Annotated in this window: 11 protein-coding genes and 1 pseudogene; 4 read left to right on the plus strand and 8 right to left on the minus strand. The window is 65.9% G+C overall.

Annotated features, from left to right (window positions below):
- The first annotated feature begins 77 nt into the window (after positions 1-77).
- Complete coding sequence (locus tag QTI24_RS27155; RefSeq protein WP_286604638.1) at positions 78-701, plus strand: LexA family protein; 624 nt, start codon at positions 78-80, stop codon at positions 699-701.
- A 775-nt stretch (positions 702-1,476) separates the two neighbouring features.
- Positions 1,477-1,806 (plus strand): nitroreductase family protein, encoded by a 330-nt coding sequence (locus tag QTI24_RS27160; RefSeq protein WP_353506117.1) that lies wholly within the window; start codon positions 1,477-1,479, stop codon positions 1,804-1,806.
- A gap of 94 nt (positions 1,807-1,900) precedes the next feature.
- On the opposite strand, the gene QTI24_RS27165 is transcribed toward QTI24_RS27160, so the two are convergent.
- Positions 1,901-5,320, minus strand: a complete 3,420-nt coding sequence (locus QTI24_RS27165) for an AfsR/SARP family transcriptional regulator (RefSeq protein WP_286604640.1) — start codon at positions 5,318-5,320, stop codon at positions 1,901-1,903.
- Positions 5,321-5,394: 74 nt separating this feature from the next.
- Between QTI24_RS27165 and QTI24_RS27170 the strand changes: the two genes are divergently transcribed.
- Both QTI24_RS27170 and QTI24_RS27175 read left to right on the plus strand, forming a co-directional pair.
- Positions 5,395-6,993: an AMP-binding protein gene (locus QTI24_RS27170; RefSeq protein WP_286604642.1), complete on the plus strand. Its 1,599-nt coding sequence runs from the start codon at positions 5,395-5,397 to the stop codon at positions 6,991-6,993.
- An 8-nt stretch (positions 6,994-7,001) separates the two neighbouring features.
- On the plus strand, positions 7,002-8,375 hold the full coding sequence (locus QTI24_RS27175) for an aminotransferase class V-fold PLP-dependent enzyme (RefSeq protein WP_286604644.1): 1,374 nt from the start codon (positions 7,002-7,004) through the stop codon (positions 8,373-8,375).
- Positions 8,376-8,429: 54 nt separating this feature from the next.
- On the opposite strand, the gene QTI24_RS27180 is transcribed toward QTI24_RS27175, so the two are convergent.
- From QTI24_RS27180 to QTI24_RS27210, 7 genes and pseudogenes are all read right to left on the minus strand, one after another.
- A complete protein-coding gene (locus QTI24_RS27180; RefSeq protein ID WP_286604647.1) occupies positions 8,430-9,383 on the minus strand; it encodes an AEC family transporter in 954 nt (317 codons plus the stop codon).
- Positions 9,384-9,476: 93 nt separating this feature from the next.
- Entirely contained in the window at positions 9,477-9,911 is a 435-nt protein-coding gene (locus tag QTI24_RS27185; protein WP_286604688.1) for an NAD-binding protein, read from the minus strand.
- Positions 9,885-10,379 (minus strand): annotated as a pseudogene (locus QTI24_RS27190) (NAD(P)-dependent oxidoreductase); the annotation flags it as partial. The pseudogene QTI24_RS27190 and the gene QTI24_RS27185, both read right to left, overlap by 27 nt.
- Before the next feature lie 31 nt (positions 10,380-10,410).
- Complete coding sequence (locus QTI24_RS27195) at positions 10,411-11,409, minus strand: transketolase family protein (protein ID WP_286604649.1); 999 nt, start codon at positions 11,407-11,409, stop codon at positions 10,411-10,413.
- Entirely contained in the window at positions 11,409-12,248 is an 840-nt protein-coding gene (locus QTI24_RS27200; protein WP_286604650.1) for a transketolase, read from the minus strand. Before QTI24_RS27200 ends, QTI24_RS27195 begins: the two co-directional genes overlap by 1 nt.
- A 132-nt stretch (positions 12,249-12,380) precedes the next feature.
- Positions 12,381-14,270, minus strand: a complete 1,890-nt coding sequence (locus tag QTI24_RS27205; protein WP_286604652.1) for a TRAP transporter large permease — start codon at positions 14,268-14,270, stop codon at positions 12,381-12,383.
- A 119-nt stretch (positions 14,271-14,389) separates the two neighbouring features.
- A complete protein-coding gene (locus tag QTI24_RS27210) occupies positions 14,390-15,418 on the minus strand; it encodes a TRAP transporter substrate-binding protein (RefSeq protein ID WP_286604653.1) in 1,029 nt (342 codons plus the stop codon).
- Positions 15,419-15,446: the final 28 nt, after the last annotated feature.

Below are 15,446 nucleotides of genomic sequence, written 5' to 3' on the forward strand. Positions count from 1 at the left end.
ACAATCCGTCTATGGCCTCCCTCTCGGACCATGGGCAAGTCTGCCCCCTCTGCTGTTCGGCCCTCCGCGCGCGAACCTTGGAGCTGAAAGACGTTCGTGAGTTGATCACCGAAGGTCGCCGGAAGCTTGCCATGAGTGTTGACACCTTTGCCCGGGGGGCCGGCGTCACGCGCGCCGCCGTGCAGCAATGGGAACGGCTCGGCGGAACGTCACCCAACCGCAGCCACCGCCCGGCGGTCGCGCGGCTCCTCGGCATGTCGGTCGAGGAGTTTCTCTCGGGAGGGCCTCGCCCCTTGGACAAATGGCGTCGTCGTGGCGTTCGGGTGCTGTCGGCGGTCGAAGCCGGCGGCTTTGCCAACATCGACAACTTCGGTCCTCTCAGCGAATTGGAGACCGTGTTCGTCACTGTTGACGTCCAGCGGCATACCTTTGCACTGCGGGTTCACGGCGAAAGCATGCGAAGCAAAGGCGTGAATTCGTTTCCGCCAGGCACCATCGTCGTGATCGAGCCAGACATGAAAGCCCGGCCTGGCGATTTCGTGATCGTCCAGAACCGTGCGAAGCAGGCGACGTTCAAGCAACTGGTATTGATCGACGAAGTGTCCTGCTTGAAGCCGCTGAACAAGCGATTCAAGACTCGGCCGCTTGGCGACGGCGTCATCATTGGCGTCGTGCGAGAAGCCATCTGGCACCTTCGCTAGATGGCCACTCGGCGCGATCAACAACGCGACGGAAGGTGAGTCTCGAGGTTGGAACTGTCACGCGCTGCGGCTCCCTTGCGCGCGATGATCGAGTGCGTCACCTCCGCGAACAGGAGTGCCACCAGGTTCCGAGCGCAGAGGCCACACTCGGCAGGATGCCGGCAACGACGAAGCTGTCGGTTCCCATCGCGAACATGCCGAAGGCCAGAACCATTGGTCGAGTATCGATACCTGAAGGGTTGTGCGATCCATGTGGACGCCATGACGAAATCGCGGCGCCGCAATGGAACTGACGTTGTTTCAGCGCCGAGATGAACCGTGTTCAACTGGGTACGGGCAGGCGCGACGCGAGCGACTCCTCGACGGCTGCTCGGGCCGCTTTTCACAATCGTCCCGCGCAGCCCGGTGTGACCCACGTCGTGCTCGTCGCACCCATGCCAGAGCGCCCGCATGATCGAAGTTCCGGCTTGCCGCATCGCGGAGCCCTCCGAGCACACGCTCGAACGGGGAATCGCCAGGGTCATGCTGACCATCGATTCCCCGGCCCATACCACGGCGGCACCGCCAGGGATGATCTTGCCAACTCGCTGGTCGCGGCTGTCCGTGCCGAGCACGCACCAGCGCCCGGCCACTTCCCGGACCCGTTGCCGAACGTCTTTCGCACGAGACGGATGGACTTCGCTCGCGCTACTACGCCTCGCTCGGTATCGATCGCAACGACACCCCGGCTCGGGCGCGCCAGACCGAGCGGAACTTCTCGTTCTTCGGGGCGCCCGTGGGCCTGATCTTCTGCATCGACCGCAGGTTGAAGTCGCACGGCGGGATCGACCTCGGCCTTTTCGCTCAGAACGTGATGATCGCCGCGAAGGCGCGTGGCGTCGACTCATGCCCGCAGATCGCCTTCGCGCCCTTTCATGACCTGATCGCGTCGCACCTGCCGATGCCGCCGGAAGAGGTGACCGCCTTCGGCATGTCCATGGGATACGGCGACCCGGATGCGCAAGTGAACCAAACAAGGATGCCGCGGGAGCGCGTGCATGACTTCGCGCGAGCCTTTCGCATGGCGATCGGTTGGCGCAACACCCCTCAGGCGCTCGCCGCTTGACCTGGTCAATCACTTCTACGAGTCCATCAGCAAGCGCTGGCAGCGCGAGACCTGCCCCGGCATCGCTGGCTGCGAGGCAAAGCGGGGGCGGAGTCTATCTACGGGACGAATCGGGCTTTCGCTCCGACATCGTGCACTGCAAGCCTTGGGCGCCCAGGGCCTGGCAAGCGCGTCTCAGTTCAACATGCATGCGTTGCCGTTCGGCATACGCCATCGCACGTTTCAATAGCGCCTGGCCCTCGTCGATGCGGCCCTGTGCCTGGGCTCGGGCGCCTTGAAGCCGCCACTGCAGGATCGCTGCCGGCGGAAAGCGCCGCACATGCATCGCCAGCGCAGGCTCGAACGCCCGCCACGCTTCTTCCAGCGGCCCTTGCACGGCGCTGCTGGACGGTTCATGCGCGCACAGCGCCAGCAAGGTGTCGCCCAGTCCCGCGTACCCCTCATGCGCCCACCACGCGCTTTGCATGCGACGGGCAGCTGCCACGCCGGCGTGCACCGCCGCCCGTGCTGCCGGGACGTCGCCGCTGCGCCAAGCGAGTCGCGCGGCCAGGCCGAGGCGACGCAACGTGTAGGCGGCGTCGATGTTTTCCATTTCCGTCATGGCAAGCACGGCGCGCTCGTAGTGGAGGCGCAGCATGTCGTCATCGATCGGGTCCAGGCAGAGCCCCACTTCGACCAGCCCGATCGGGCCCCACGCGCGCCACGATTCGCCGGGGCGGCGCAGGGCCAGTTCATCGAGTTCGTGGAAGCGCCGCAGGGACTCGTCGAGCCGCCCCTGGAAGAACGCCAGCTTCGCGGAGAGCGCGCGCATGTTCATTTCCTGCCGGCCACATCGCAGACGGGCAAATTGCTCAGCCGACGCCTCCAGTTCCTGCGCCAGGCTGTCCCAGTCGCCCAGGCCGGCGAGCACGACACAGCGGCTTTCGCTGAACAGGGCGCTCACGCGCGGGTCACTGGCGGGCAGGCTCGTCTGCAGCTTCTGGGCCCGCGCGACCAGCCGTCGCGCGATGGCGGGATGCCCCGCGGTCGAGAAAGCAAGCGCGCTCGATCCCACGCGAAGACCGCCATGCAGGCGCAAGCGTCGAAACAGCACGTCGGCCTCCAGCGAGATGCGCATCAACGGGCGCTGGTCAGGCGAGAACACCAACAAGCCCATGGTGCAGTAGAGGCTGCGCAAGACCAGGGCCGAGAAGGCGCAACGGGATGGATCGTGCGTCGGCCATTCCTCCAGGGCAAGCAAGCGGCGGGTCGCCGGCATCAGCTCGGCCCAGGGCGTCTGTTCGAGGTCGGCATTGCACAGCCCGAGTTCGGCCAGCGCTTGGATGTAGCCGCGCAGTGCGGCCCTGGATGCGCCACAACCGTTGAGCAGTTCGGCGCGCCGCAGCCCCCAGCCGACCCTCTGCCATCGCGGCAGCTCGTCATATGCCAGCGCCTGCGCCAGCAAGGTCGCGGACTCGGCTTGCCGATCGGCGTGCAGCAGCATGGCTACGGCGCGGTCGGTCCAATCCGCCGCACGCGAGGGCTGCATGCGCCCGGCAACGAGGCGCGCTGCAGCCATCAGCGTCGGCGCCGAGCCGCAAGCGCTGTCGGCCAGCGTCATCGCCCTGGCGGCCGCCCCTTCATCGTCCGCTGGCAGGTCGGAAAAGGGCGAGACCGATGGCATGCGCTCGTCCAGCCATTGCACGACCCGCTCCATCACCATCGGCTGGGCCGTGGACGCGCCGGCCTGCCGCCGCAGCCAGGCCAGCAGCAAGGGATGAAAACCGAGGCGCCCGTCGCCCTTCGCATCGCCACTGCGCATCAGCCATGAATGCGCGCGCAAGGTCGCCAGCGCGGTGTCGCTGGCGCCAATGACGCGCGCCAGTTCGGCATCGAAGTCGCCCGGCAGCTGCGACAGGCGCAGCGCCGTGTCGCGCGCGTCTGCATCGAGCAGCGCCCATGAGTCGTCGAGCACGGTGTCGAGGCTGCGGTGCTGATCGGTCTCGTCGCGGTCGTCGTCGACCAGCGGATCGCCCTTGTCGAGGTGCTCGAGCACGGGTGCCACACCAGCGGTGTGGACGCTTCGGGCCGCCATTTGCAGTGCAAGAGGCAGGCCTCCGACGAGACGACAGATGCGTTGCACGGAGTCGACCTGCGCGTCGGCATCGAAGCCCGGTACGAGCCGCCGCGCGGCCGCGCTGAACAGCCGCACCGCCGGCGCCATGCCCAGCCCACCCAGTTCCAGCAACCATTCCTGGCCTCCGCCCACCCGCACGCGCGAGGTGGCCAGCACCTTCACACCCGGCGCGCGCTCGCGCAACATCGGCTCGAAGGCGCGCGCCGCAGGGACTTTCTCAAGGTTGTCCAGCACCAGCAACAGCGCCCCGGCGGCGTGACGGTCGGCACCGGTGCGCGCCACGATCTGCTGGATCAGGCTTTCGGCGTCCTGCAGCGCGCCACCGCCGTCGCCACGTCCGCTGAGCCAGAGCACGCCGTGACGGCAATGCGGCCCCCACGCTTCGGCGGTGGACTGGGCCAGCCGTGTCTTGCCAACGCCGCCCGGGCCCGTGATCGTGAGCCAGCGGCAGGCTGGGTCGCCCAATCGCTCGCACGCGAGGTCGAACTCGGCTTCGCGGCCGATCAGATCGGGCGTGGTGGGAGCTATCGATGGCGGCGTGTTCGCGACATTCTCGGCGGACGGGTCATGCAATGGCGCCACCAGCGCCTCTGGCGATACGCGCGCAGCCTTCGGCGCACCGGCGTCCGAATGAATGCGCGTGTAGAGCGCGTAACACTCGGCCGACGGCCTCGCGCCCAGCCGTTGGAGGAGCGCGGCGCGGCAGGCTTCGTATTGCGCAATGGCGGCCGTGCGACGGCCGGTTGCCGCCAGCAGGCGCATCAGCGCCATGTGCGCCGCCTCGTCGGCGTCGTCAACGTCGAGCAGGCTGCGGGCCTGCGAGGCCGCGTCGTCGAGTGCGCCTGCGGCTTCGCTGCGTCGAAGCAGGTCGTGGCGCAGCAACTGAAGCTCGCGCTGGGCGCGCGGACGCGCTTGTGCGAGCCATTCCTCGAAGCCCTCCGCGCTCCCGACTTCGAAGCCATCGAGCAGCGGGCCACGCCAGGCGTCCGCCGCGGCGCAGCGGGCGGCAGGTGCCATTTCGGGCGATGACATGGCCCGGGTCAAGGCGTGCAGGTCCACTTCCCATGCCGCGCCGGGCGCAAGGCCGATTTGTTGCGCATCGACCAGCAACAGCTCAGGCAGCCAGCGGCGCAAGCGCGAGAGCGCGCCACGAAGGTTCGACCGGGCCGATGCTTCGTCCAGTTCGCTCCAGAGCATCGAGGCGAGCTTCGTGCGGGCGACCGAGCCACCCACCGCCGCCAGGTAGAAGAGCAGCGCCTGTTGCTTGGGCGCGAGCAGGCGCGTCAGCGCCTGGCCGTCCAGTTCGAGCCGCCCCTGTCCCAACAGCAGTACGCGCAATCCCTGCACTTTCAGCCTCTCGATCTGCGCCTTGCCACGCAGAAGACACGCTGCAAACACGCGGCAAACACGCCGGGGTTCGATGCTAAGCCCGCAAGTCTGCGTCGCGTCCGTCCACCTGAAGGAGTGAAAGCATGTCGAACACCGCCTCCCACATTGTCGAGGGCCCCGCATTGGCCCGCGCCTTGCCCTCCACGACCGTGCCCCAGTTCATTCGCGAGGCCATCCGGCATCGGCCGGACGCCCTGGCCATGATCGACGCCCCCACCGGGCGCACCATCACCTGCGCGGCGCTGGACCAGCAGATCGGTCGCGCGGCCGCGGGACTGGCTGCGCAAGGATTCAGGCCCGGCGACACGCTGCTGATCTGCAGCCCCAACAGCCCGGAATGGGTCGTCGTCGCGCTCGGCGCCATGGCGGCGGGCGGGCGCGTGAGCGGTGCCAATCCAGGCTACACCGTGGCCGAACTGGCGCAACAGTTGCGCGATTCCAAGGCGCGCTTTGCCTTCACCGTGCCACCACTGCTCGACACGGTGCGCCGAGCCGCGGAGCAAACAGGCTGCGAACGCTTCATCGTCGCGGGCGTTGCCGAGGGGGGTGACGCGCTCTCGCTGGCGGGCCTGCTGGCAGGCACCGGGCCCGAGCCGCTCGCGCCAGCCGATCCCGACACGCTGGCACTCCTGCCTTTTTCCTCGGGCACGACCGGCCTGCCCAAGGGCGTGATGCTCTCGCACCGAGCCATCGTGGCCAACGTCTGCCAGATCGTGCAGGGCAGCGACTGGCCGCAGGGCATGGTGTCGCTGGCCTTCCTGCCGATGTTCCATGCCATGGGTTTCGTGCTGACCACGCTGTCCGGCCTGGCGGCGGGCGGCACGCTCGTGACGCTGCCGCGCTTCGAGCCCGAGGCCTTCCTTTCCGCCATCGCCCGCCAGCGCGTCACGCACCTCATCGCCGTACCGCCCGTCATGCAGTTTCTGGCCGGACACCCGATGGTCGGCACCTTCGATTTGTCCTCGCTGCAACTCGTCGGCTCGGGCGGCGCCCCCATGGGCGCTGCGCTGGAAGACCGCGTCTGCGCGCGCCTGAAGTGCCCGACCGTGCAGGGCTACGGCATGACCGAGGTGGGGGCGGTGCTGACGCTGGTGGACACTCGCGGCGCATTTCGTCCCGGCTCGGTCGGGCAGGTGGTGCCGGGCACGCAGGCGCGCGTGGTCGACCCGGCCACGGGTCGCGACCTGCCGCGCGGAGAAGCCGGCGAACTGTGGTTCCGAGGCCCGCAGCTTTTTGCCGGCTACCTCGGCAACCCGCAAGCCACAGCGGCAACGCTCACAGCCGACGGCTGGATCCGCACCGGCGACCTGGGCCGGATCGACGCGGACGGCTTCGTCTTCATCACCGACCGGCTCAAGGAACTGATCAAGGTGAACGGCGAGTCGGTGGCGCCCGCCGAGCTGGAGGCGTTGCTGATGACGCACCCCGCGATCGCCGATGCGGCCGTCATCGGCCGACCCGATGAACACACGGGCGAGTTGCCCGTGGCCTGGGTCGTGCCGCGCAGCGAGCTCGACGCGGAAGCGCTCAAAGCCTGGTTTGCCGAGCGCGTGGCGTCGCACAAGCGGCTGGCCGACGTGGTGCCGGTGGACGCGATCCCCAGGAACCCGGCGGGCAAGCCGCTGCGCCGCGTGCTGCGGGCGCGCGATGCCGAACGCGTGGAAAGCCTGGGGACGTCATGAGTCGCGCGATGAGCGCCGCCTTGCGCAGCATCGATGCCGTGTCGCTCGACGGGTGGGACGTCGAGTCGATCCGACAGCATTTCCTGTTTCCCCAGGCGGGTCGCATCGCAACCAACAACGCCGCCAGCACCCAGCCGCCGCGCGAGCTGCTCGCGCTCTACACCGCGCTGGCCCCGCAGTACGAGAACGTGCATCGTGGACAGTCCAGCGCATCGCAACACACGACCCGGCTTTTCGAAGCGGCGTACGACGACATTGCGCGCTTCGTCGGGGCGCGCAGCCGCAACAGCATCGTGCTGGTGCGCAACGTGACCGAGGCGCACAACACCGTCATGTACTCGCTGCTCACCGAGTTTCGCGATGGTGACAACGTCGTCGCGACGCAGATGGAGCACAACTCGAACTTCGTGCCCTGGTACGCGATGTGCCACGACATCCTGCCGAAATTCGGGCGCCACGTGGCGTTGCGGTTGGCGCGCTTCGATCCGGCCAGCGGGGCACTCGACCTGGACCACCTCGCGTCGCTGGTCGACGCGCGTACCAAACTCGTGTGCTGCACCGGCGCGTCGAACTTCCTGGGAACCCTCAATCCGCTTGCAGCGGTGCGCGCCATCGCGGATGCGAGCGGCTACCTGCAGCCGGACGGCGAGCGCCGTTCATACCTGTTGATCGACGGAGCGCAACTGGTGCCGGGCAGCTTCGTCGACGTGCAGGCGCTCGATGTCGACTACCTGTCGTTCTCTTTTCACAAGATGCTGGCGCCCTTCGGCGTGGGTGTGCTGGTCGCCAAGGAGCATCTGCTGGAGGCGTCCCTGCCCTTCCTCTACGGGGGCGACATGGTTGCCGAGGGGAAGGTGTTCGAAGGCAGCGTGAGCTACAACGCGCTGCCCTGGAAGTACGCGGCCGGCACGCCGAACATCCTGGGCTCCATCGTTTCGGCGCAAGCGCTGCGCCTGCTGCTCGATCTGGCTTTGCCGTCGGGGCAAGCCGGTTACTTCGACAGCGACAGGTCCATCGAGCGCCGGGACGTCGAGCTTGCCATGCGGCGGGTGTCGACATGGTGCCGACGACTGACTGCGAGAGCGCTCGAGCGGCTCGGCGCCATCGAGGGCATCACGATTCATGGCCCCCGCGAGGCGGCACGCCGCAGCGCGCTCGTCGCCTTCGACGTGGCCGGGCAGGATCCGTTCGATCTGGCGCGCGCATTCAACGACGCCGGGATCGAGGCCCGCGCGGGTTGCCACTGCGCGACGCTCGCGCATCAGGCGCTCGGCGTTCGCGCCACTTGCCGCCTGAGCTTCTACTTCTACAACACCTTAGACGAAGTCGACCATGTGGTCGACGCGCTGGCCGACATCGTCTCTTCGGGGCACCGGCAGTGACTGCCTGCCACGGCTGGTACGCAGCAGCCAACTGACGCTCGGCCCACACACGCACTACGCGGCCCATCCGAGGACCGGCCCAAGCAACCACAGGACGATGCTGATCGTCGCGAACGACATGACGGTCGCCAGCAAAAGGGCTGCCGCGCACGTTTCCTCGAAGCCATACCTCTGGGCCAGTATCGGATAGATGCTGAGCATCGGTGTGGCAGCGAATACCACGGCCGCGGCCCGCAGCGTCGGATCGGTCGGCGGCACGAGCCACATCATCAATCCCACGGCCAATGGGTGCAGCGTGAGCTTGCCGAGGGCGATGGTGGTCACGTCACGCCGCATACCCTTGGTCTTCAACCCGACCAACGTTCCTCCGATCACGAAGAGGGACACGGCCGCCGAGGACATGGCCAGCATGTTGATGCTGCGCGCCAGCACTCCGGTGATCGGGATCCCGATCAACGAGACGGCCAGACCGCCCACGATCGCCAGGATGACCGGGTTTCTGGAGAGTTGGATGAGCGACTCCATGAGAATGCGATGCCACCTGCCTGCGCCTGCGTGGCCGCTGTCCGCCATCACCAGCGTGAGCGGAATCATCAGCAGGTTCTCGACCAGCATGCACATGGCCAGGCCGACCGCAGCTGAGGACGGACCAGCGACCAGGATCGCGATGGGATAGCCGATGAATCCGCTATTCGAACTCGAGCAACCGAGCCCGCACAGTGCACTCAACGTGAAGCTCTTCCCCCGCCAGCGCCACGCCCAACCAAAGGCAGCCATCATCACGACGAGCGAACCCACGGCATAGCCCAGCACGTAGCGGCCATTCATGACCTCGCCGACCGGGCGTTGCGAGAGCGCCGTGAAAACAAGTGCAGGGAGCGCAAACTTGACCACGTAGGTTCCGAGCACCCGCATGTCCAGCTTGCTGAAAACGCCGGCCCGCCCGGCCAGGAAGCCGAGCGCAATGACGAGGTAAATGGGGCCTGTGATGGCCAGTGTTTCCAGCATCGTGTCAGCGCGCCAGCCCGCACGAACGGGTTCCGGCGCAATGGTCCTTTTAAAGCATCGAACGTGCCACGGTGCTTCGTTTTCGAATCTTGGCTACGAGGTCCTTGCCGCAATCTCGTAGTGCGTCGTCACGGCGGAGTCATCCTGCGCGCCCAGTCCCCGAGATGCGGTGCCGAGGAAGGCCAGGTAAGCAGCATGCGCAAGCGCCGCGGGAAAGCGCGACTCACGCGTCGCGTCGAGCACCAGCGACATGTCTTTCACGAAGATGTCCACCGCAGACGTGACGTCGTCGAACTGGCCCGCAATCATCCTCGGTCCCCGATCCGCCAGCATCCACGAGCCTGCTGCACCGCTGCACAAGATCTCCAGGGTCAGATCGAGCGGCAGGCCCTGGCGCTTTGCGAGCGCCAGGGCTTCTCCGGCCGCGGCCAGATGCACGCCGCACAGCAGTTGATTCAACACCTTCATCTGCGCGCCACAGCCTGCCACCCCTAGGTAATGGACACGTGCACCGAACGTCTCGAGCACCGGGCGTGCGAGTTCGAAGGCCTCCGGATTGCCCGAGCCCATTATGGTCAACGTCCCCCGCTCAGCACCGACAGCGCCGCCCGTGACAGGCGCATCGATCAGCGAGATCGAGTGCTGGGCGAGCCGGCCGTCGAGTGTTCGAACGTAGCCCGGGTCCATCGTGCTGCAGGCGATGAACACCGCGCCGGCTGGCAGCCTGCCGACCAGTCCGGCGTCGCCGAAGAGCACCGCCTCGGTCTGCTGGGAATTGACCACGAAACACACGACGACATCGACCTGGCCGGCCATTTCGGCCAGCGAGCTGGCGGGCTCGCCGCCTTGCGCCCGCAGCCAGTCGAGCGCGTCCGGGCGCACATCGCAGCCCACCACGCCATAGCCATTTGCCAGCAGGTTGCCGACAGCGCCGCGGCCCATCGCCCCCAGCCCGATGAAACCCACTTTTGTTTTCGTGTTCATGTCCGATCCTTCAGGTCGCCGAGGTCTCGCCGAGCGATCCGACTCAGATCCAGCCCTTGATCTGCCGGCTCATCGCCTGCGTGGAGATGCCATAGCGGTCGTGCAGTGTCGGCAGCGCACCCGCGTCGAGGAAGGCATCCGGCAAGCCGATCTGGCGGAACGTCGTCGTGACGCCCGATCGCATCAGGAGGCCAGCAACCGCTTCACCCAGGCCGCCGATCACCGAGTGGTTCTCCGCCACGACCACGAGTCGCCCGAGCCGCCGGACTTCGGAAAGGATCGTCGCCTCGTCGAGTGGCTTGATCGTCGGGACGTGCAGCACCGCGACGTCGACACCGTCCGCCTGCAGTTGCTGGGCGACCTCGAGGGAGCGCATGGTCATGAAGCCGCTGGCGATCACGAGCACGCTCTTGCCATCGCGAATCAGCTTGGCCTTGCCGAGTTCGAACTTGTAGTCGTACTCGTCGAGCACGAGCGGCACGTTGCCGCGCGGCAGTCGCATGTAGACAGGCCCCTGGTGGTCGGCCATCTGAGGCACTGCCTGTTCGACATCGAGCGCGTCGCAAGGATCGATGATGGTCATGCCAGGGATGCTGCGCATCAACGCCAGGTCCTCGGTCGCCTGGTGGCTCGGCCCATAGCCGGTGGTCAGCCCCGGCAGCGCACAGCAGATCTTGACGTTGAGGTTCTCTTCGGCAATCACTTGGTGCACGAAGTCGTAGGCCCGCCGAGTACCGAACACGGCATAGGTGGTCGCGAAGGGAATGAATCCCTCCTTCGCCATGCCGCCTGCGGCCGCCATCAGCAACTGCTCGGCCATGCCCATCTGGAAGAATCGCTCGGGATATTCCTTCGCGAACAGGTGCAGGTCGGTGTACTTGGCGAGGTCGGCTGTCATGCCGACGATCTCGGGGCGATCTCGGCCCAGTTCGACCATGGCTTTGCCGAATGGCGCCGCCGTGACGCGCTGGCCCTCGCTGGCGATAGAGGCAATCATCGCCGAGGTGGTGAGCCTCGGCTTCTTTTCGGTCGTGGCGTTCATTACAGGGCTCCTTCGGTTTGCGTGCTGTCGACATGGGCGATGGCCTGCTGCCATTCCGGGGGATCGACACGGATGAAGTGGTTCTTGTCGCGGGTTTCGAGGAAGGGGACGCCCTTGCCCATCAACGTGTCGAAGAGGATGACGCGCGGCTTGTCCTCATGCAGCGCCCGCGCCGCATCGAAGGCCGCGATGACGGCCGGCAGGTTGTTGCCATCGACGCGCTGCACGTGCCAACCGAAGGCCGCCCACTTGTCGGCGAGAGGCTCGAAGCCCATGATCTTTCCGGACGGGCCGTCAGCCTGCTGGTTGTTGATGTCGACCAGGCAGATCAGGTTGGACAGGTGGTGGTGGGCGGCCCCCATCGCAGCCTCCCAGGTCGATCCCTCGTCCAGTTCGCCGTCGGACATCGAGTTGTAGACAAACGCGTGGCTCTTCTTCAGACGCAGACCCAGCGCCATGCCGACCGCGATCGGGAGCCCTTGCCCGAGCGATCCTCCCGACATCTCCATGCCCGGTGTATAGGTGGCCATTCCGGACATCGGCAGGCGGCTGTCGTCGCTTCCGTACGTCTCGAGCTCTTCTTCAGGAACGATTCCGGCCTCGATCAGCGCCGCGTAGAAGGCAATCGCGTAGTGACCGTGAGACAGCAGGAAGCGGTCGCGGCCCTCCCACGTGGGATCCTTGGGCTCGTAGGCCATCGCGTGCTTGTAGGCCACTGCGAGGACGTCGGCCCAACCAAGTGCCTGGCCGATGTAGCCCTGCCCTTGAACTTCGCCCATGCGCAGTGCGTAGCGGCGAATGCGATAGGCGCTTTGTTGAAGCGTCGATAAATCAGACATAGAAATCTCCTGCAAGAGTGAGTCAAAGTGGGGTGCGCGCGATGGTGAGAGACGGGAGGACAATTCCGCGCGGCGCGTCGGGGACGGAACTGCCAGTGAAAAGTGGTGGTCGCTCGGGGCTCCTGGGTGCTGTCAGAGGAACCCGATCGAGATCCAGGGAATCGCGGCGACCAGAACTGTTCCGAGGAACAAGGCCACCATGTAGCCGACGATCGGCTTCATGCCCTCGTTCGGATGGATCCGGCTGATCGCGCAGGCCGCGTAGTACCCGACCCCGAAAGGCGGCGCGAAGAGGCCGATGCCCATCGCGAGGGTCACGACCATCGCGTAGTGCACTTCATGGATGCCGACCTGGCGCGCGATGGGAAACAGCAGCGGGCCCAGCAGGACAATGGCAGGAATGCCCTCGAGCACCGAGCCGAGGATGATGAAAGCCACCACCGATACCGCCATGAAGGTGATCGCGCCGCCCGGCAACGCCTTCATCGCGTCGGCCAGTGCGGTCGAGAAGCCGGACTGGGTCAGTGCCCAGGCCATGCCGGTGGCGGCACCGATGATGAACAGGATCGAACCGGACAGCGACGCGGTACTCACCAGCATCGGATAGATCCGCTTCCAGTCGAATTGCCGGTAGATGAGAAGCCCGGCGAGGACCGCGTAGACGATGCCGATGGTGGACACCTCGGTCGCGGTGGCGACGCCCTCGACCACCGCTGCACGGATGACGACGGGAAGCGCAAGCGCGGGGATCGAGATCAGGAAGGACTTGGCGATCTCGCGGCCGCTCGCCTTGCGAACGCCCGACAGGTCCTCACCCCGATAGCGCCACCACACGAGTGCGCCCAACGTCAATCCCACCACCAATCCAGGCAGCAGGCCACCGGTGAACAATGCCGCGATCGAGACACCCGTCGCGGAGCCGATCGTGATGAGAACCAGTGACGGTGGAATCGTTTCCGTCTGTGCGCCCGTCGCGGAAAGCAAGGCAACCAGATCGCCAGGCTTTGCACCTCGCTTGCGCATTTCGGGAAACAGTGCCGGTGCCACAGCGGCCATGTCGGCGGCTTTGGACCCCGAGATACCGGAGACCAAATACATGGCTCCGATCAGGACGTACGAGAGTCCGCCGCGGACGTGTCCCAGCAGGCTGGCCAGGAAGTTGACCATGGCGCGCGCAATGCCGGTCATTTCGATGAGCAGGCCCAGCAGGACGAACAGCGGCACGGCGAGCAGGATGAGATGGCTCATGCCTTCGTCCATCCGGCCGATGACCACCACCGTAGGCGTGGTGGTCGTCAGCGCGATGTAGCCGAAGGTTGCCAAACCGAACGAGAACGCAATCGGCAAGCCAAGCAACACCATGGCGCCAACGCCGAGCACGAAGAAGAGGAAAAGATTCCAGTTTCCGAGGGACGTGAACAGCGGCCCCACCAGAGCCATCGCTCCGCCAACGAGCGCGACCAAGCCCAGTGCCAGCAAGGCGTCCTTCATTCGGCCAAGGCGAAAGATCTGCATCAATCCGACCAGCAGCATCAATCCCAGCCCGACGGGCAGCGCCGAAGCCCGCCACGAGTTCGGGATGCCCATCGCCGGCGTTGTGACGAAGACCTCGTCCTGCGCGAACTCATAGGCGGGGTGGAGGACAAGCCCGAGGAAGGCGATGGCCGCAGCGATCGCGATCAGATCCAGGAAGGCACGCTTTCGTGAATCAAGCTTTCCGACGATCGCCGTCATGCGCATGTGCTCGCCTCGCTGCAAGGCCACGATCGATCCGAGCATTGCCAGCCAGAGGAACAGGATCGACGCCAACTCGTCAGACCACACGAGAGGCTCGTGCAAGACGTATCGGCTCGTCACCCCCATCAGCAGAACGACAACCTCGGCCAGCACCAGCAGTGCGGCGGGGACTTCAACCAGCGTGGCCAGGGCCTTGTTCAAGGTCTCGAGCCATGCGATCGGCTCACGCCGGCCTATTTGATCCATGGTCCCGGCAGCGCCGGGCTCGTCACTAGAGATGTTCATGGGTTTCTTTCACGCGACAGGTGGCCGCCGGCCTCCGCAATGGCGCGGCTCACCAGTCACACAATTCATTGAACGGAGCGCTCGCCCCGGAGACCACCGGGCGAGCGAGTGGCTGTCTGTCAGCCGAGCTTGCCGGAGACCTTCTCCAGCAGATCCCATGGCGCTGCGCCGTACTTCGTCTTCCACTCGCCGTAGAAGCCCGTGCTGGCCAGCTTCTTGCGGAAGTCTTCTTGCTGCACGTCGATGAACGTGATGCCCTTGGTCTTGAGATCGGTCATCAAGCTGGTGTTGAGCTTGGCAACATCGGCTCGCTGATCAGTCGCGGACTTGTCGAGCTCTCGCGTGATGATCTGCTGGACGTCCGGCGGCAGCTTTTGAAAGGCGCGTTTGTTGCCGAGAACCCAGTAGCCGTCCCAGACATGGCCGGTCAGGCTGCAGGTCTTCTGGACTTCGTAGAGCCGCGCGGTGGCAATGATGGCGAGCGGGTTCTCCTGGCCTTCCACCACCTTCGTCTGCAGGGCGGTGTAGACCTCGTTGAAGTTGATGGGCGACGGTGCAGCATCGAGCGACTTGAACAGGGAGGTCAGCGGAGGTGCCGCAGGCACTCGTACCTTGAAGCCCTTCAGATCGGCTGCGGACTTGATCTCGCGCCCGGAGGAGGTGACGTGGCGGAAGCCGTTGTCCCAGATCTTCGAGACGGTAAAGATGGGTGTCTTTGCGATCTCGGCGCGAATATGGTTGCCCAGATCGCCGTCCATCGCCTTCCACACGTCGTCGTAGTTCTTGAAGGCAAACCCGACGCTTGTGATGCCCGAGACTGGAACGAAGGTCGACAGGATCAGCGAGGACAGATTGAAGAATTCGACCGAGCCGTTGCGCACTTGCGTGAGCAGGTCCGTGTCGCTGCCAAGTTGATTGGCCGGGAAGAGCTTGATGTTGACGCGACCCGACGTTGCTTCGCGGATGCGGTCGTGAGCTTCCTTGGCGCGCAGATTGACCGGGTGGGTCGGGTCCTGGCCGGTGGCGTACTTGAGTTCGAACTCGGCTGCATCCGCTCGGCGCGTGACGATCGAGAACAGCGGCAGTGCCGCACCCGCGGCCAGCAGCTGCCGACGGTTGAACTTGGGGGTGAGCTTGGGCTCGGTCATGTCTGTCTCCTGGTTGTCGAAATGAAAG

It is taken from the genome of Variovorax sp. J22P240 (assembly GCF_030316855.1).
In the GTDB taxonomy this organism is placed as follows: domain Bacteria; phylum Pseudomonadota; class Gammaproteobacteria; order Burkholderiales; family Burkholderiaceae_C; genus Variovorax.